The organism is Streptomyces sp. HUAS TT7, from assembly GCF_051550175.1.
In the GTDB taxonomy this organism is placed as follows: Bacteria; Actinomycetota; Actinomycetes; order Streptomycetales; family Streptomycetaceae; genus Streptomyces.
Genome location: NZ_CP196175.1, coordinates 5385107 through 5401394, shown reverse-complemented (window position 1 = coordinate 5401394; position 16288 = coordinate 5385107). Strand labels below are relative to the sequence as shown.

Sequence of the window (16288 nt, the reverse complement as noted above, 5' to 3'; positions counted from 1 at the left end):
CGTACAGGGAGTGCCTCACGCCCAGAGCTGGCCGTGCAGGGTCTCGATCGCCGCCTCGGTCGTCGGCGCGGTGTAGACGCCGGTCGACAGGTACTTCCAGCCGCCGTCGGCGACGACGAAGACGATGTCGGCGGGGGTGCCCGCCTTGACGGCCTTCTTGCCGACGCCGATCGCGGCGTGCAGCGCGGCGCCCGTGGAGACGCCCGCGAAGATGCCCTCCTCCTGGAGGAGCTCGCGGGTGCGGGTCACCGCGTCGGCCGAGCCGACCGAGAAGCGGGTGGTCAGCACGGAGGCGTCGTACAGCTCGGGCACGAAGCCCTCGTCGAGGTTGCGCAGGCCGTAGACCAGGTCGTCGTAGCGGGGTTCGGCGGCGACGATCTGGATGCCGGGGACGTTCTCGCGCAGGTAGCGGCCAACGCCCATCAGCGTTCCGGTGGTGCCGAGACCTGCCACGAAGTGGGTGATGGAGGGCAGGTCGGTGAGGATCTCCGGGCCGGTCGTGGCGTAGTGGGCGCCCGCGTTGTCCGGGTTTCCGTACTGGTAGAGCATCACCCAGGACGGGTTCTGCCCGGCCAGCTCCTTGGCGACCCGTACGGCCGTGTTGGAGCCGCCCGCCGCCGGGGACGAGACGATCTCCGCGCCCCACATCGCGAGCAGGTCGCGGCGCTCCTGGGAGGTGTTCTCCGGCATCACGCACACGATGCGGTAGCCCTTGAGCTTCGCGGCCATCGCGAGCGAGATGCCGGTGTTGCCGCTGGTGGGTTCGAGAATGGTGCAGCCCGGCGTCAACCGGCCGTCCTTCTCGGCCTGTTCGACCATGTGGAGAGCCGGCCGGTCCTTGATCGAACCGGTCGGGTTGCGGTCCTCCAGCTTGGCCCAGATCCGTACGTCGTCCGAGGGGGACAGGCGCGGGAGGCGGACCAGCGGGGTGTTGCCGACCGCAGCGAGCGGGGAGTCGTAGCGCATGTCAGACAGAGCCGCCCGCAACAGCGGGCAGGATCGTGACGTTGTCGCCGTCGGCGAGCGCGGTGTTGATGCCGTCGAGGAAGCGGACGTCCTCGTCGTTGAGGTACACGTTCACGAAGCGGCGCAGGTTGTCGCCGTCGACGATGCGCTCGCGGATGCCGGTGTGCCGGGCGTCGAGGTCGTTGAGCAGGTCGGCGAGGGTGGCGCCGCTGCCCTCGACGGCCTTGGCGCCGTCGGTGTAGGTGCGGAGGATGGTCGGGATGCGGACCTCGATGGCCATGGCGTGGGCTCCTGATCGGAAGGGAGAGGCAGGTGGGCGCGGGTCGGGCTCGGGTCCGCGCGCCGCGCGCCGTCGGGCGTGCGGTGGTGCGTTCGGTGCGTTGACGCGGGGGTGCGCGGCGTCAGACGGCGGCTGCGCGGGCCGTACAGATCGCGCTGGCGAGACGGCACAGGTCGACGTGCAGCCGCGCCACGAGCAGCAGGGCGGGGCCGCTGCTCGGCATCTTGTCGCTCACGTCGTTCGAAACCATGGGGGCATCGTATAGATTCCCGGTCCGCTTCCCGGAATGTGATCTCGCATCCTGGACGGATTCCGCTCAGGATGCGGTCAGGGTGAGGTCAGGTGGTTGTCGTGACCCGTGCGGGTGGCAGGTAGACGACGGTGGGCGCGCCGGTGACGGGGTGGCGGCTCACCTCGGCGTTCACTCCGTACACCTCGCGCAGGAGCTCGGCGGTGAGGACGTCGGCGGGCGGGCCCGCGGCGACGATGCGGCCGCCGGCCAGGACGCAGATGCGGTCGCAGTAGTACGCGGCGAGGTTCAGGTCGTGCAGGGCGAGCAGGCTGACCGTGCCCAACTCCCTTACCAGGGACAGGACTTCGAGCTGATAGCGGATGTCGAGGTGGTTGGTCGGCTCGTCCAGGACGACGACGTCCGGCTGCTGCACGAGAGCCCGGGCGACCAGCGCGCGCTGGCGTTCGCCGCCGGAGAGGGAGGGGAAGGGGCGGGCGGCGAGGTCCGCGATGCCGACGCGGGCGAGCGCCTCGCGTACGAGGGTGTCGTCGGCAGCGGTGTCGGCCTCCCAGAAGCGGCGGTGCGGGGAGCGGCCCATGGCGACGATCTCGCGGACGGTCAGCTCGATGCCGCCGGCGTCGGCGTCCTGCGGGACGGTCGCGATGCGGCGGGCGCGGGCCTTGGCCGGCAGGGCGTGCAGGTCGGCGCCGTCGAGCAGGGCGCGGCCTGCGGTCGGGCGCAGGGTTGCGTAGATACAGCGCAGCAGGGTCGTCTTGCCGCTGCCGTTGGGGCCGACCAGGGCGACGGTCTCGCCGTCGGCGGCGTGCAGGGTGATGTCGTGCAGCAGGGTGCGGCCCTGGGGTGTGGTGTACGAGAGGGACTCGGTGCACAGGGTCGTCATGCGGGACTGCCTTCCGCGCCGGCCCGGCGGCCGCGCAGCATCCAGAGGAAGAACGGGCCGCCGGTGAGGGCGGTGAGGACGCCGACGGGGATGTCCTGCGGGGCGGCTGCGGTGCGGGCCGCGAGGTCGGCGAGCACGAGGAAGCCGGCGCCGCCGAGGGCCGCGACGGGGAGCAGGGTGCGGTGGGCGGCGCCTACGGCCATGCGGGCGGCGTGCGGAACCATCAGGCCGACGAAGCCGATGGCTCCGCTGTACGCGACGAGGATGCCGGTGAGCAGGGAGGCGAGCACGAACACGGCCGCCCGGAAGCGGCCGGTGTCGAGGCCGAGCACGGTGGCGCCCTCCTCGCCGACGAGGAGCAGGTCCAGGGGGCGGGCCAGGGCGATCAGGACGAGGGTGCCGAGGGTGAGGGCCGTGGCGGGCAGGGCGAGCATGTCCCAGCGGGCGCCGCCGAGTCCGCCGAGCGTCCAGTGCAGGACTTCCTGTACGTGATCGGCACTGGCCGAGGTGACCAGGATCAGGCTGGTCAGCGCGGACAGGACGTACGAGACGGCGACCCCGGCGAGGACCAGGCGGCCGCCCGTCATGGAGCCGCCGCGCCCGGCCAGGGCGTAGACGAGGACCAGGGCTGCGAGCGCCCCCGCGAAGGCGGCGGCGGGCAGCGCGACGGTGGTGGCCACCCCGGCCCCCACCCCGAGCACGATCACGGCGACGGCCCCGGCGGAGGCCCCGCTGGACACCCCGAGCAGAAAGGGGTCGGCGAGGGGGTTGCGCACGAGAGCCTGCAACACGGTCCCGATGACGGCGAGCCCGGCCCCGGTGACGGCCCCGAGCACGACGCGGGGCAGCCGCACGTCGAGCACGATGGTCCGGTACGGGCCCGGCTCCGCCGAACCGGTGACGATCCCAAGGACCTGGTGGGCCGGTATCCGCACCGACCCGAGCGCGAGCCCCGCCCCGGCGGCAGCGACCAGCACGGCTGCGAGCACCCCGATGACGAGCGGGTACCGCCAACGCGGGGTCACCAGCGGGTCCCGTCCGAGCCGCGCGGGGCCACCCCAGGCGCCCCCGGAGGCCCCCCATCCCCCGGCCAAAACCCGTTCTCCCACCCGTACCACCCGTGCGGGCGGGAGGGAGGGTGCGGCCCTTCCCTCCGTCCACCGAGCGCCGTCGGCGACTGCGGACCGTGGACAGAGCCGACCACCGGCCGCCACCGCCGGCCGCCCGGGCGAGAGGCCGGGCCCGTCGCAGGCCGAGGGCACAGGCCTCCCCGGCGCCGCTCCGGCCAGGTCTGCGAGCGGGCGCTCACTCCCCCGCCCCCGCACGGAGCTGGGCCGCCAGCTTTGTCACTGCGTCCGGGGCTCTGACCCCTGTCACCATGTCGGACAGAGGGAGAACGGCAAAGCGGTTGTTCTTGACGGCCGGGACGGACGCCAGTGCCGGGTCGTCGCGCAGGCGTTGCTTCTTCGCTTCCACGCTCGTACCGCCGTAGTCCAGGATCAGGATCGTCTCCGGCGCGCGGGCCACCACGTTTTCCCAGCTCGCGTCGCCGAAGGACTTGTCCTTGAGGTCGGCCGCGAAGACGTTGCGGCCGCCCGCCCGCGTCACGATGTCGTTGCCTATTCCCTTGCCGCCCACCGTGAACGCCGTCTTGTCCCCGCTGTCGTAGACGAAGACCGGGACGGGAGCCGCACCCTTCCGGGCCGCCTGCGTCCTCGCGTTCGTGGCCTCGGCCGACTTCACCCACGACTCCGCCCGCTCCGGCACGCCGAACGTCCGGCCCACCTCGCGGACCTCCTCGTACACCTCGTTCATCGTCGTCGCCGCGCCCTTGGGGCAGTTCTCCACGTTCAGGCGGGACTTGATGCCGCTCTTGGCCAGGGCCTCGCGGCCCCGGCCCTCGTTCGCCGCGAAGGCGGATGCGTAGCCGCCGTAGACGTAGTCGGGAGCAGCCGACAGGAGCTTTTCGTAGGAGGGGTATTCCTTGGCCAGCACCGGGACCGAGCCGTACGCCGACTCGTATTTCGGGAGGATCCTGTCGTCCAGGTAGGCCGTCCCCACCAGGGACTTGGCGAGGCCCAGCTCCAGCATCACCTCCGTGGCGTGCTGGTTCATCGTCACCGCTCGCTTCGGCGGGGCGGTGAAGGTCGTCGTCACACCGCAGTTGGTGACCTTGTACGGGAAGCCGGGGGCCGAGCCGCCCCGGGCCTCGGGCCGTGCCTGCGTCGTACAGGCGGCCAGCGGGAACAGCAGGGCGGCGGCCAGGGCCGCGCGGCGCCAGAGCATGGCTGAGCTCCTCCAAGGGGATTTCCACGTCCCCTGTCGTCGGGAGAAGGCGGCAGGTCAGTTCCTGGCTTCCGGCCCCGCGGGTTTCCCGCGGTGCCGGTCACAGTGGCGGGACCGTGCCGGATTCACACCGGCTTCCTGGGTCCTGCCGCCCGAATATTCGAGATTGCACGTAGATGGTACGGGTCGACCCGTAAGGGTCAGTACGCCTCTACCACCTTCACGTCTTCCTCCGTGATCACGCCGTCCACGATCCGGTACGAGCGGAACTGGAACTCCCCCGCCCCGTCCGTGTCCGCCGTCGACACCAGGACGTAGTGCGCGCCGGGCTCGTTCGCGTACGTCACGTCCGTGCGGGACGGGTAAGCCTCCGTGGCGGTGTGGGAGTGGTAGACGATCACCGGCTCCTCGTCGCGGTCGTCCATCTCGCGGTACAGCTTCAGCAGGTCCTGCGAGTCGAACTCGTAGAACGTGGGCGAGCGGGCCGCGTTCAGCATCGGGATGAAGCGCTCGGCGCGGCCGGTGCCCGCCGGGCCCGCGACCACACCGCACGCCTCGTCGGGGTGGTCGGCGCGGGCGTGCGCGACGAGCTGGTCGTACAGGGCCTGGGTGATGGTCAGCATGTCGGCAAGGATAAGCAGACGGGCCGGTCCGTATCGATAGTCGATACGTACCGGCCCGAATACTGAGAATCAGCAGGTCAGAGGATCAAGAGCGCTTCGCGAACGCCTTGTTCTCCGGGTTCTTGGCCTTCAGGACCAGGTAGGAGACGCCCAGGATCAGGCCCCACAGCGGCGCGCAGTACAGCGAGACGCGGGAGTCCTTGTCGATGCCCATCATCACGATGACCATGAAGATGAAGATCAGCGCGAACCAGCTGGTGTACGGGGCGCCGGGGGCGCGGAAGCTGGACTGCGGCAAGGCGCCGGTGTCCGCCAGGCGGCGGTAGCGGATCTGGCAGACCAGGATCATGATCCAGGCCCACATGCCGGAGATCGTGGCGAAGGAGACCACGTAGTCGAAGGCCTTGCCGGGCGCCACGTAGTTGATCCACACGCCGACCAGCATGAGCGCCGCGGAGACCGTGGTGCCGACCAGCGGGGTGCCGCTCTTGGTGAGCTTGGTGAAGACCTTCGGGCCCTGGCCGTTGAGCGCGAGGTCGCGCAGCATGCGGCCGGTGGAGTACATGCCCGAGTTGCAGGAGGAGAGCGCGGCGGTCAGCACGACGAAGTTGACGATGGCGGCGCCGACGCCGAGGCCCATCTTCTCGAAGGCGGCGACGAAGGGGCTGACGCCCGGCTGGAACTCGTGCCACGGGACGACCGAGAGGATCATGATCAGGGCGCCGATGTAGAAGACGGCGATGCGCCACGGCACGGTGTTGATGGCCTTGGGCAGGGTCTTCTCGGGGTCCTTGGACTCGCCCGCGGTCACGCCGACCAGTTCGACGGCGAGGAAGGCGAACATGACGATCTGCAGGGTCATCAGCGTGCCGCCGATGCCCTTGGGGAAGAACCCGCCGTCGTTCCAGAGGTTGGCGACGGTGGCGGTGTCCGCGGCGTCGGAGAAGCCGACGGTGAGGATGCCGGCGCAGATCAGGATCATGCCGACGATGGCGGTCACCTTGACCATGGAGAACCAGAACTCCAGCTCGCCGAAGAGCTTCACGGAGATGAGGTTCACGGCGTACAGGATGAGCGTGAAGACCAGCGCGTACAGCCATTGCGGGACGCTGCTGTGGGTCCAGAAGGCCATGTACTGGGCGGCCGCGGTGACTTCGGTGATGCCGGTGACGACCCAGAAGAGCCAGTACGTCCAGCCGGTGACGAAGCCCCAGAACGGGCCGACGAACTCCCGGGCGTACTCCGAGAAGGAGCCCGACACCGGGCGGTACATGAGCAGCTCGCCGAGGGCGCGCATGATGAAGAAGATGACCAGGCCGGCGATGGCGTAGGCCAGGATGAGGCTGGGGCCGGCCTTCGAGATGGCCTTGCCCGCGCCCAGGAAGAGGCCGGTGCCGATGGCACCGCCGATCGCGATCATCTGGATCTGCCGGGCCCCGAGGCCCCGCTGATATCCCTCGCCCGAGCCTTCGCTCGTGCTGTGGGCGGTCCCCGCGGCCTCATTGCCGGCAGGACGGTCGTCGTGCTTGTCGACCTGCGCTGAGGTCATGGTGGTGCGCCTTTCTCCATGCTGACCCGCCCGCCTCGGTCACGAAGCGACGGATCAGGTCCTGATCCCCCCGGATGTGGATGGAGTGCCACCGGCGGTCAGCCGGTTAAAGCGCCCCCGGGGACATGGGTGGCGTCCCCGGGTGGTCGTGAAGATTTATCACGGCCTTATGGGTGATCCATATCGGCCACTGTGGCGCACAGCACAGGAAGAAGCGGACAAAAGTCCCTCGACGTGACAAAGGAGGTCGATGTGGTGATGGGATCGTTATACGGATTTGAGCGTCCGCTGAGCGAACGGCCATCTCCCGGTCGACCGGTCAGGGCATGAGTGTCTCGATGAGTGTTTCCTGCAGCACACCCAGCCACAAATAAGCCATCACCATCGGCTTGCGCGGATCGTCGTCCGGCAGCCGGTACAGCTCTTCGCTCTCCTCCTCGTCGGTGATGTCGAGGCGGGTGCCGATGGTCAGGCGCAGGTCGTTGAGCGCGCCCAGCCAGTGCTGCGAATCCTCGGCGGTCAGCTTGAGGACGGCTCCGCCGTCGCCCTTGGGGCTCAGCGCGTCGAGGCCGTGCACGACCGCGAGGGCGTCGGTGCGCTTGCGGGCGCGCAGGTCGTTCTCGGTGAAGCGCCTGAACTCGGCTGATTTGGCCCGCAGTTCGTCGCTCTCCTCGCTCGCGTACGCCTCGGGGAAGAGGCGGGCGAGCGCGGGGTCGGCGGGCGGCTCGCTCGGGCCCTCGGCGAACAGGGCGGCCAGCGGGTCCGCGTCCTCGGCCGGTTCGTCGCCGGGCCCGATGAGTTCGAGCAGCTGGACGGCGAGCGAGCGCAGGATGGCGATCTCGACCTCGTCGAGTGCGACGGCGGCGCCGCCGCGGGGCAGGGCCTCGAAGTGACCGGCCATCAGCCGCGGTCCTGGGTGAGCGTCGCCCAGAGCCCGTAGCCGTGCATCGCCTGCACGTCGCGCTCCATCTCCTCGCGGCTGCCGCTGGAGACCACGGCCCGTCCCTTCTGGTGCACGTCGAGCATCAGCTTGTGGGCCTTGTCCTTCGAGTAGCCGAAGTAGGACTGGAAGACGTACTGCACATAACTCATCAGGTTGACGGGGTCGTTGTGCACGAGCGTCACCCAGGGCACATCGGGTTCGGCGACGGGCCGGCTCGACTCCGCCGACTCGGGGCGTTCGATCTCTACGGGGGCAACACTCACGGCTCTGGGCGACCTTCGTCTCTTCTGCCAGTGGTCCGGGGGCGCCCCCCGGAAAACACAGCCACGGCCTCCATGCTGCCACCCGGGACGGGTCATCGCACAAACGGGCCCCTAGAAATCGTCAGAGTGACGAGTATTCGGGGTAGCATCCCCCACATGCCCCCTCTTTCGGGGGCGATCCCCGGAACCCCGGCCGGCGTGTGCCCGGCCCGGACGAAAGTGCGAGGTAGCTCGCTGTGAATGCTGCGGACCTTGGGCTGCCGGTGGACGTGCCGTCGACCGCGCTCTTCACCGACCAGTACGAGTTCACGATGCTCCAGGCCGCTCTGAAGGCCGGCACGGCCGGGCGGCGCTCGGTCTTCGAGGTCTTCACCCGCCGCCTGCCCGAGGGCCGCCGGTACGGCGTGGTCGGCGGCACCGGGCGCGTCCTGGACGCCGTCGAGAACTTCCGCTTCGACGCGGGCGTGCTCGGCTTCCTGCGCGAGAACAGAATCGTGGACGAGCCCACCCTGCACTGGCTCTCCTCGTACCGCTTCAGCGGCGACATCTGGGGCTACCCCGAGGGCGAGGTCTACTTCCCGGGCTCGCCGATCCTGCGCGTCGAGGGCTCCTTCGCCGAGTGCGTGCTGCTCGAAACCGTGATCCTGTCGATCCTCAACCACGACTCGGCGATCGCGGCGGCGGCCTCGCGGATGTCGGCCGCGGCCGGCGGGCGCCCGCTCATCGAGATGGGCGCGCGCCGCACCCACGAGCTGTCCGCGGTGGCTTCCTCGCGGGCCGCCTACGTCGGCGGCTTCAGCTCCACCTCGGACCTGGCGGCCGGCTTCCGCTACGGCATCCCGACCGTCGGCACCAGCGCGCACGCCTTCACCCTGCTCCACGACAGCGAGCGGGACGCCTTCCGGGCCCAGGTCGACTCGCTCGGCCGCGGCACGACCCTCCTGGTCGACACGTACGACGTCGCCGAGGCCGTCCGCACCGCCGTCGAGATCGCCGGGCCCGAGCTCGGCGCGGTCCGCATCGACTCCGGCGACCTGCTCCTGGTCGCCCACCGGGTGCGCCAGCAGCTCGACGAGCTGGGCGCCGTCAACACCAAGATCGTGGTCACCTCCGACCTCGACGAGTACGCCATCGCCTCGCTGGCCGCCGCCCCCGTGGACGCGTACGGGGTCGGCACCCAGCTGGTCACCGGCTCCGGGCACCCGACCTGCTCGATGGTCTACAAGCTCGTCGCCCGCGCCCAGTCCGCCGACCCGAAGGCCCCGCTGATCCCCGTCGCCAAGAAGTCGCTCGGCGCGAAGACCTCGATCGGCGGCCGCAAGTGGGCCGCGCGCCGCTCGGACGCGTACGGGATCGCCGAGGCCGAGGTCATCGGCACCGGTGCGGTACCGACCGCGCTCGCCGACCGCCTGCTCCTGGTCGAGCTGGTCAAGGGCGGCTCGGTGGTGGCCCGCGAGCCGCTGGAGAGCGCCCGCGAGCGGCACATCGACGCGCTGGCCGCGCTGCCGATGTCCGCGAGCCAGCTCTCGCGCGGCGAGCCGGTCATCCCGACCGAGTACGTCTGAGCCGCACGTCCGCGCCCGACGGCTCCCGCGTGCGGCAGGGATTCCGCCCCCGTTTGCCCCCTGCCGCGCGCCGAACGAAGTCTCTACGCTCAAAGAACAGCCCCCAGACCCCGGGCCCGCAGACCGAAGGACAGCCGACATGCACCGCGCCTTGATCGTCGTGGACGTCCAGAACGACTTCTGCGAGGGCGGCTCCCTCGCGGTCGCGGGCGGCTCGGACGTCGCCGCCGCGATCACCGACCTGGTGGGCCAGGCGGCCGGGTCCGCCTACCGCCACGTGGTGGCGACCCGTGACCACCACATCGACCCGGGCGCGCACTTCTCGGACGCCCCCGACTTCGAGCACTCCTGGCCCGCGCACTGCGTCGCCGGCACGGAGGGCGTGGGCTTCCATCCCAACTTCGCGCCGGCGGTCGCCTGCGGGGCGATCGACGCGGTCTTCGACAAGGGCGCGTACGCCGCCGCGTACAGCGGTTTCGAGGGGCTCGACGAGAACGGCGTCTCGCTGGCCGACTGGCTGCGGGCCCGCCAGGTCACCGAGGTGGACGTGGTGGGCATCGCCACGGACCACTGTGTGCGGGCGACCGCCCTGGACGCGGTGCGGGCCGGGTTCGCCACGCATGTGCTGCTCGACCTGACGGCGGGGGTGGCGGAGCACACCACCTCGCTGGCGCTTGAGGAGATGCGGGCGGCCGGGGTCGAGCTGTCGGGCAAGCCCGTGGTGTAGGCCTACCGCAGCAGGGCGCGTATCGGGTGCCAGAGCTCTTCCGTCGTCTCCGGGGCCGTGCGCCACAGCAGGCCGTCCGGATGGTGCAGGACGGCGGTGATCTCGTCCAGCGTGGGCGGCTCGGTCTGGCCGCGCAGATAGACCGCCCGCAGACCGAGGTTCCGCAGCCTGGTCAGGGCGCGGGCTCGGTTGACGGCGTGCACCAGGACGCGCACGTTCGTGCCGGGTGCGGCCGGGTTCGGCAGCGTGAGCGCGACGACCACGCTGCCCCCTGGCAGCTTGCAATAACCTCCGCCGGGCATGCCGGACCACTCCCCCTGTAAGACGACGCGTTGGACCCGCTGTCAATAAGGACTCGTAGGACGCACCTAAACACGATCGGCCGCCGCCCCGCTAGAGGGCGACGGCCGATCATGGTTTGAACTGCGGTTTTTAGAATTACTTGATCGAGGAGCCGACCTTCACGGTGACCGTCGAGCCGTCCAGCGGCTGGTTGACGATCGAGATCCGGGTCTTGGTGTCAGGAACCTTGACGCTCCCGGTCGGGTTCTCGGCGTACCAGTAGGTGCCGTGGTGGTCGTCGAAGATCGGCACGCCCATCTGCGAGTTGATCTTCGTGGCGACGTCCGCCTTGTGCAGCGTGAAGCTGTCCGTCGGGTACCAGCTGAAGGGCGCGTCGAAGGGCTGGACCTTGTTGCGGAGCAGCGTGCCGTCGGCCCACTTGAGGGGCTTGGCGTGCGCGTCGATCGGCAGGATCAGACCCTGGCCCGGGTGGGCCGAGACGTTGTTGTCCTTCTGCGAGGTGTCCCAGAGCCAGATGAGCAGGCCCTTCTGGTACGGGTAGTGCTCGACCCAGCTCGGGCGGGTGCCCGAGAAGCCGAAGTTGTACGGGCCGGTCTTGAGGGTCTGGTCGAACGAGACGTACTGGCGGTTCTCCGCGATGTAGTACTGCGGGTAGTCGTTGGTGAACGACTCGCCGATGCGGGTGAAGTTCTTCGCCGTCCAGCCGTTGTCGTCGCCCTCGGCGCCGTCCGTCACGACGGCCGCGCCGTCCGCGGTGACGGTGATCGCGTCGGCGGTGAAGCCCTTGCCGCCCGCGCCGCCGTCCGTCTGGTAGCGGAAGCGGAGCTGGATCTTCTGGCCCGCGTACTTGTCGAGCGGGAACGACAGCTTCTTGTACGCGCCCGAGGCGTCGGTCAGGGCCGGCTTGTTGCTGGAGTCGCGGGTGATGGCCTTGCCGTCGGCGGTGCCGTCGATCGCGGTCCAGGTGGCGCCGTTGTCCGTGGAGACCTCGGTGTACAGGAAGTCGTAGTCCTTCTCGATGTCCCACCAGCCCGAAAGGTCCAGGGACGCCTTGGACTTGCCGGTCAGGTCGAGGCTGCGGGTCAGGTTGTTGTTGAGGTTGTCACCCATGCCGCTCCACCACTGCTTGGAGCCCTCGGCGGGCTTCACGACGGTGGTGGTGACTTCCTTCTTGGGCAGCTCGACGACCAGCGCCTGCTTGTCCTTGGTGTTGTACTCGGAGACGCCCAGCTTGACCGTCTTGTCCGTACCGGCCTTCACCGTCTCGGCGTTGAGCCAGCCGAGCTGGAGCTTGTCCCAGGCGGTCATGTCGCCGGGCAGGTCCCCGATGGAGTCCTTGCCGGTGCCGAGCCAGGAGCCCGCCGACATCAGCGACCAGAAACCGACCGAGTTCTCGGCGGTGTTGGTGGTGTCGTAGAGGTCCGGCAGACCGAGGTCGTGGCCGTACTCGTGGGCGAAGACGCCGAGGCCGCCGTTCTCCGGCTGCATCGTGTAGTCGCCGACCCACATCCCGGTGTCACCGATCTGCGTGCCGCCGGCCTTGTTGTTCGCCGGGCCGGTCTTGCCGGCGTCCGTGCCGTACGCGTACCAGCGGTGCGCCCACAGGGCGTTGGTGCCCTGGGCACCGCCGCCCGCCGACTCGTCCTCGCCGGCGTGCACGATCTGGAAGTGGTCGATGTAGCCGTCGGGCTCGTTGAAGTTGCCGTTGTTGTTGTAGTCGTTGCGGTCCCACTGGTCGTACTGACTCAGGGTCGCCTTGATCTGCGCGTCCGTCTGGCCCTTGGCCTTCTGGTCGGCGACCCAGGCGTTGACGCCGTCACGGACGGCGTCCCACACGTTGGCGCAGTTGGTCTGGCCGCAGTAGTTGGAGCCGTAACGGGCCTCGTTGTACGGGATTTTGACCCAGTCGCTGACCTGGCCGTCGACCGAGTAGCGCCCCGAGGAGGTCTTCTCGTAGTACGTCTTCAGCGAGTTGACGCCCTGGCCCGTACCGAAGTACAGGTCCTGGTAGTGCTTCTGGTTGTAGTCGGCCTGCCAGGCCGTGGAGTTGTCCTTCGCCCGGTCGGGCTTGGCTATCTGGTTGTGCACCGGGCCGGGGGTGCCGCCGTACTTGGGCTGCGGCGGCTTGGGGCCGTCGGGGCCGTCCGGGTCGTACATCGTGGTGTTGTCGACCTGGTCGCCGAAGTCCACCAGGATCGTGAAAATCTTGTCGGTCTTCTGCCGGCCGAGCTCGACGTACTTGTTGTCGTCGAGCTTGACGACGTCGGAGCCGTCCTTCTTCTCGACCTTCTTCTTGCCGGAGATGACCTGCTCCAGCGCCGCCTGGCGCTGCTGGGCCTGCTGGTCGCTGAACGGGCCCTTGAGGTTGTGCTCCTGACCCTTGGCCGTGGACGGGTCTTGGCGGACGACGGGTGCCGGAGCCTTCGAGTCCGCCTGGGCCGTGGCGTATGCCGAGCCCGTGGCGCCGGCCGTGGCGAGGGCCACGAGCACGGCAGCGGCTCTTGCCGCCTTCCTGCTGCTGGTCACTTGATGTTTTCCTCCCCCGCGGCCGGCAGGAACCGGGGGGTGAGGGGCTGGTTCCGGTGCGCGACACGCGTCTCAAGTGACGACATTGGACCGGAGTTGCCAAAGAAAAGACAGATCTTGACTTGTTCGTGCCAAGTACATTATGCAGAAGGCCAGTTCCGCTATCCGAACGTGACAGTTGTGCTAACAGACCGGGACAACCGGTGCGCATGTCTCACCATTCGGACGGCGCCACTTCGTCGAATGACTCCGTGCGCCCCCTGTGCACCGGCACCGTGGGTTAGGTCACGCTTACCAACAGTTCCGCTCGGGCATGGACCGTCGTAGAGTCGCTTGACAGTGCGATCCGGCTGCCAGGTCCGCCGGTTGAGAACGGTTGAGAGGCTCACCCCTATCCGAACCATGAGGACGGATAACGCCATGCCGCGTCCCACTGCCGCACAGCTCTCCTACGGTTCGGCCACCGTCGTCTTCTCGACCGTCGCCATGCTGCTGCTCTCGCGCACCGAGTCCGGGGTCGGCGTGGCCGTCATCGTGCTCGCGGCGCTCCTGCTCGGCCTGCTCGTCGCCGTCACCGTCCCCATGCCGCTGCCCCGCCGGGCGCGCGCGAACGCCGACGACCGCACGGTCCCGGCCGCTGGTGCGGCACCGGTGAACCGTGCGGCCGTCGTCGAGACGTCCGCCGCGCTGCGGGTTCCCGCGCGCGAGCACTCACTGCGTGGTTGAGACCACCACCGTCTTGCCGGCCTTGTCGTGCCAGCCCTGCCGGTACGGCTTGTCCGCCACGATCGTGATGATCAGGATGATGTCCCACAGGCAGTAGCAGCAGATCACGAACGGCGCCCACAGCACGGCGGCCCGGGCGAGCGCCGCGTTGGTGGTGGGCACACTGCCGTCGTTGAGCATCGCGACCCGCAGCCCCAGCCACTTCTTGCCGAGCGTCTGGCCGGACTTGGACACCATCAGGGTGTCGTAGCCGATGTAGGCGACGAGCGAGATCAGCAGCCACAGCAGCCCGCTGCCGGAGTACGCCTTGCTGACCACTTCGGTGCCGGAGTCGCTGTTGTTCGTGGAGATGACGAACCGGTTGCTGGTCCCCCACTCGATCAGGCCGAGCGGAACCGCGATGATCAGGAAGTCGATGAAGCGGGCCAGGAACCGCTTGCCGTAGTCGGCGAGCGGCGGCATTCCGGCCAGCGGGTCGACACCCCCGTACCCGCCCCCGTAGGGGTCGGAGGGCGGTGGCGGGGCGCTGCCGTACGGCGGGCCGCCACCGGGGGGAGGCGGCCCGCCGTAAGGACCGCCCCCGCCTCCGCCGACCGGGGGCGGCGGTGTGCCGTAGGGGCCCGCGCCGCTCGGCGGCGGGCCCGCACCGTACGGGGAATCACCGGGCGGCGGCTGCGAGCCGCCGTAGGGAGAACCGCTCTGCGGAGGCCCTGACGGCTTCTTCAGGAACGGGTCGTCCTCGGGCGGCTCACCGGGCCGCGGCTGATCGGTGCTCATGCCGGTAGTGCACCGCGCGCGCGAGGCCCCCGCAACGGTACGGACGCCGTTCGGGGGACGGGCCGGGCGCAATGCGCCAGGGGCCTCAGCCCTGCGCGACGAACGTACGGGCCGCCTTGTCGTGCCAGCACTGGCGCCACGGACGGTCGAACAGGCACCACGCCACGTTGACCACGCCCACCGCGAGCAGCCCGAGCACCCCGTAGACCAGCCAGCGGCGCGCCGCCTGACCGAACGTCGGCGGCTCGTACGACTCGATGCCGCGCACCTGCACCCCGCACAGCTTCTTGCCGAGGGTGCGGCCCCACTTGGCGGTGGGCAGCGCCTCGTACAGCAGGCCGAGGACGAGGAAGGCTCCGAGCACGATGCCCAGGAAGCCCGCGGTCGTGCCGTCGAGGAGGTAGACGGTGACCGTCCGCCCCGACAGCTTCGCCGCGTCGATCTTGTCCTGGATGTGTTCGGTGACCCCCGGGACCAGCGGCACGGCGAGACCCGCGACGACGCCGCCGAGCAGCACGGTGTCGACGAGCCGCGCGGTCAGCCGCCTGCCGAGCCCGGCGGGCCTGGCCGAGGCCTGTGCCTGGGCAGCCTGGAGGAACGGGTCGGCGACCGGCGGCTTCCACGGCACGACCGGTTCGTGTGCCTGCTGCTCGGTCCTGGCGAGCTGGTGCACCTGCTGCGCCCAGGACGCGGCCCCTCCCCCGGGCCCCGCCGTCATGGGCGACCCGGGCACGGCGGAGTGCGGCTGCGCGGGGTGCGGCTGGGCAGGAGCGGGCGGTACGGGAGCGGGCTGCGCGGCCCCCGGCTGCATGAGCCGGGCCTGCGGCGGCTGGTGCGGCAGGGCGGGCGCGGAGTGGGCGCCGTCCGCGCGGCCGGGCGGCGTCGCCGGGCGGACCGGGTCGGCCGGGGCGGGCAGTTGGGGCCGCGCGGGCGGCGGTTCGACGGCGGCGGGCGGCATCGCCCCCGCGAGCCGCCCGGACTGCTGCTGCGGCACCGAGCCGCCGGGCCGCGCGGGGGCCGCCGGGGTCGTCGGCGGTACGGGTTCGGGCCGCCGGGGGTCGGGGAGGCGGCGCGGGTCGGCCGCCTCGGGCAGTCCACGCGGATCGACCGGCCGGCCCCAGGAGACCCGGCGGTCCTGGTCGCCGCCGAAGCCGGACTGATGGGCGGTGTCCGCGTGCCAGGCGGGCTGCGACCTGGGGCCCTGGCCCTGCGCGGCGGACGGGGGCGAGGCCTCCGGCTCGTCGAGGAAGACCGGGCCGGTCTCCTCCGCGGGCGCCGGCCCGACCGGCGGCGCGGACGCGAGGGAGGGGGCCGGCGCGGGGGCGGCACCCGGCGGCGGGGTGGGCGGCGCCTCACCCGCGGCGGGGGCGGGCCGACTCGTGCCGGGCACCCAGGAGACCCCGTTCCAGTACCGGACATATCCGGGAATGGAGGGGTCCGGGTAATACCCTTCCCGGGCTACGCTCCCGCCGCCGTCAGGAGGAACCGTCGCCATGTCCCCAACTCCGTTCCGATCCAGCACACTTGATCTCTGCCGCGGTACGCCACCCGGCCCTGACGCCGACCGGCCGCTTCCGCTTGTTCCAGGAGGACATTAACGAAGAACCCCGGGCCCGTAGGA

The 16288-nt window shown here is 70.4% G+C and carries 17 protein-coding genes and 1 riboswitch; of the genes, 3 read left to right on the top strand and 14 right to left on the bottom strand.

What is annotated here, in order from left to right; translation table 11 throughout:
* Positions 1 to 15: 15 nt before the first annotated feature.
* From ACSHXC_RS24385 to clpS, 10 genes are all read right to left on the bottom strand, one after another.
* Positions 16 to 966, bottom strand: a complete 951-nt coding sequence (locus ACSHXC_RS24385) for a PLP-dependent cysteine synthase family protein (RefSeq protein ID WP_438293636.1) — start codon at positions 964 to 966, stop codon at positions 16 to 18.
* Between the two features lies 1 nt (position 967).
* Positions 968 to 1246: a MoaD/ThiS family protein gene (locus ACSHXC_RS24380; protein ID WP_438293635.1), complete on the bottom strand. Its 279-nt coding sequence runs from the start codon at positions 1244 to 1246 to the stop codon at positions 968 to 970.
* Between the two features lie 121 nt (positions 1247 to 1367).
* Positions 1368 to 1496: a putative leader peptide gene (locus ACSHXC_RS24375; protein WP_438293634.1), complete on the bottom strand. Its 129-nt coding sequence runs from the start codon at positions 1494 to 1496 to the stop codon at positions 1368 to 1370.
* 88 nt (positions 1497 to 1584) lie between these two features.
* Positions 1585 to 2379 (bottom strand): ABC transporter ATP-binding protein, encoded by a 795-nt coding sequence (locus tag ACSHXC_RS24370; protein ID WP_438293633.1) that lies wholly within the window; start codon positions 2377 to 2379, stop codon positions 1585 to 1587.
* Positions 2376 to 3404 (bottom strand): FecCD family ABC transporter permease, encoded by a 1029-nt coding sequence (locus tag ACSHXC_RS24365; RefSeq protein ID WP_438293632.1) that lies wholly within the window; start codon positions 3402 to 3404, stop codon positions 2376 to 2378. The genes ACSHXC_RS24370 and ACSHXC_RS24365 overlap by 4 nt, the downstream gene beginning before the upstream one ends.
* Before the next feature lie 280 nt (positions 3405 to 3684).
* Positions 3685 to 4665, bottom strand: coding sequence for an ABC transporter substrate-binding protein (locus tag ACSHXC_RS24360; protein ID WP_438293631.1), 981 nt, complete (start codon positions 4663 to 4665; stop codon positions 3685 to 3687).
* A gap of 38 nt (positions 4666 to 4703) precedes the next feature.
* A riboswitch (cobalamin riboswitch) is annotated at positions 4704 to 4829 on the bottom strand.
* 36 nt (positions 4830 to 4865) lie between these two features.
* On the bottom strand, positions 4866 to 5288 hold the full coding sequence (locus tag ACSHXC_RS24355; protein ID WP_053729475.1) for a Mov34/MPN/PAD-1 family protein: 423 nt from the start codon (positions 5286 to 5288) through the stop codon (positions 4866 to 4868).
* Positions 5289 to 5373: 85 nt separating this feature from the next.
* Positions 5374 to 6837 carry an amino acid permease gene (locus ACSHXC_RS24350; protein ID WP_438293630.1) on the bottom strand — a complete coding sequence of 488 codons (1464 nt, stop codon included), beginning with the start codon at positions 6835 to 6837 and terminating at the stop codon, positions 5374 to 5376.
* A gap of 319 nt (positions 6838 to 7156) precedes the next feature.
* Entirely contained in the window at positions 7157 to 7738 is a 582-nt protein-coding gene (locus ACSHXC_RS24345) for a DUF2017 domain-containing protein (RefSeq protein WP_399490423.1), read from the bottom strand.
* Positions 7738 to 8043, bottom strand: coding sequence for an ATP-dependent Clp protease adapter ClpS (gene clpS, locus ACSHXC_RS24340; protein ID WP_399490425.1), 306 nt, complete (start codon positions 8041 to 8043; stop codon positions 7738 to 7740). The genes ACSHXC_RS24345 and clpS overlap by 1 nt, the downstream gene beginning before the upstream one ends.
* A gap of 236 nt (positions 8044 to 8279) precedes the next feature.
* On the opposite strand from clpS, the gene ACSHXC_RS24335 reads away from it, so the two are divergent.
* Positions 8280 to 9608, top strand: a complete 1329-nt coding sequence (locus ACSHXC_RS24335) for a nicotinate phosphoribosyltransferase (RefSeq protein WP_438293629.1) — start codon at positions 8280 to 8282, stop codon at positions 9606 to 9608.
* Between the two features lie 139 nt (positions 9609 to 9747).
* Positions 9748 to 10335 (top strand): isochorismatase family protein, encoded by a 588-nt coding sequence (locus ACSHXC_RS24330; RefSeq protein ID WP_438293628.1) that lies wholly within the window; start codon positions 9748 to 9750, stop codon positions 10333 to 10335.
* A 2-nt stretch (positions 10336 to 10337) separates the two neighbouring features.
* On the opposite strand, the gene ACSHXC_RS24325 is transcribed toward ACSHXC_RS24330, so the two are convergent.
* On the bottom strand, positions 10338 to 10637 hold the full coding sequence (locus ACSHXC_RS24325; RefSeq protein WP_189966233.1) for a hypothetical protein: 300 nt from the start codon (positions 10635 to 10637) through the stop codon (positions 10338 to 10340).
* A 136-nt stretch (positions 10638 to 10773) separates the two neighbouring features.
* Positions 10774 to 13164 (bottom strand): immune inhibitor A domain-containing protein, encoded by a 2391-nt coding sequence (locus ACSHXC_RS24320; RefSeq protein ID WP_438293627.1) that lies wholly within the window; start codon positions 13162 to 13164, stop codon positions 10774 to 10776.
* 420 nt (positions 13165 to 13584) lie between these two features.
* Between ACSHXC_RS24320 and ACSHXC_RS24315 the strand changes: the two genes are divergently transcribed.
* Positions 13585 to 13890, top strand: coding sequence for a hypothetical protein (locus tag ACSHXC_RS24315; RefSeq protein WP_438293626.1), 306 nt, complete (start codon positions 13585 to 13587; stop codon positions 13888 to 13890).
* On the opposite strand, the gene ACSHXC_RS24310 is transcribed toward ACSHXC_RS24315, so the two are convergent.
* A complete protein-coding gene (locus ACSHXC_RS24310; RefSeq protein ID WP_438293625.1) occupies positions 13876 to 14667 on the bottom strand; it encodes an RDD family protein in 792 nt (263 codons plus the stop codon). The two genes, ACSHXC_RS24315 and ACSHXC_RS24310, sit on opposite strands and share 15 nt — an antisense overlap.
* 85 nt (positions 14668 to 14752) lie before the next feature.
* On the bottom strand, positions 14753 to 16162 hold the full coding sequence (locus ACSHXC_RS24305) for an RDD family protein (RefSeq protein ID WP_438293624.1): 1410 nt from the start codon (positions 16160 to 16162) through the stop codon (positions 14753 to 14755).
* Positions 16163 to 16288: the final 126 nt, after the last annotated feature.